1 protein-coding gene is annotated in these 1,010 nt (G+C 66.0%); it reads left to right on the top strand.

What is annotated here, in order from left to right; translation table 11 throughout:
• Positions 1-62: 62 nt before the first annotated feature.
• The gene (locus AC27LF_RS45505; RefSeq protein WP_479657034.1) at positions 63-977 is read left to right on the top strand and encodes an IS982 family transposase; all 915 of its coding nucleotides are present in this window, start codon (positions 63-65) and stop codon (positions 975-977) included.
• Positions 978-1,010: the final 33 nt, after the last annotated feature.

Raw genomic sequence — 1,010 nt, 5'->3', positions numbered from 1 at the left:
CTAGATGAATGAGTCCAAGGGTTCGCCTGCGAACATGGCGCGAGGGCGCCCACTGTCGATGTGTGACGAAAGACCTGGACACCCTCGCAACGGCACTCTATGCCCGGATCGACGACGAGTTGAAGGCTTCGCCGTGGCTGGCCCCCTGGCGCCCGAAGATCGGGTTCGCGCCCACGCTCAGTGATGCGGAACTGCTCACGCTCGCGGTGATGTCAGCGCTGCTCGGCTACACCTCCGAGCGGCGCTGGCTGCGCCGCGTCGACCGGGACTTCCGCGGCCTGTTCCCCTACGTGCCCCGGCAGTCCGGCTACAGCAAGCGTCTGCGCTCCGCGTCCTCGCTGCTCACCAGCATGATCCGGATCCTGGCCCGTGACACCTCGCTGTGGAACGACGACGTGTGGCTCGTGGACTCCACCCCCGTCGGCTGCGGCTGCTCCCGCGAGACAGCCAAGCGCTCGGACCTGGCCGGGTGGGCTCAGTACGGCTACTGCGCGTCGCACTCACGGTACTTCTGGGGCCTGCGGCTGCACCTGGTGTGCACGATCGGCGGGCTGCCGGTCCTGTTCGCTCTGACCGGCGCGAAGGCCGACGAACGCGAGACACTGCGCGACATGCTCGACACCGCACCCGACGTGACCGCCTCCCATCCCGGACAGACGATCATCGGCGACAAGAACTACTACGGCCGCGAGTTCGAGCATGACCTTGCCGAGCGTCACCTGGAACTGCTGCGGCCGGCCCGCAAGGGCGAACCCGAGCGGGCCGGGGCACACTTGTTCAAGCCGCTACGGCAGGTCATCGAGTCGGTTAACCAGACCTTCAAAGGCCAGCTCGACCTCGAACGACACGGCGCCAAGAGCCTGGCAGGGGTGGCGGCCCGCGTCTTGTGCCGGATCCTCGCACTCACAGCGGTGATCTGGCACAACGACAAAACCGGACAGCCGATCAAGCGATCACTGACCGCCTACGATCACTGAGTGCAACAGTACCCCTTGGACTCACTCATCTAG

Source organism: Streptomyces diversicolor (genome assembly GCF_057537855.1).
The sequence above is the reverse complement of the archived record's forward strand: the minus strand, read 5'-3'. Positions and strand labels throughout refer to the sequence as shown.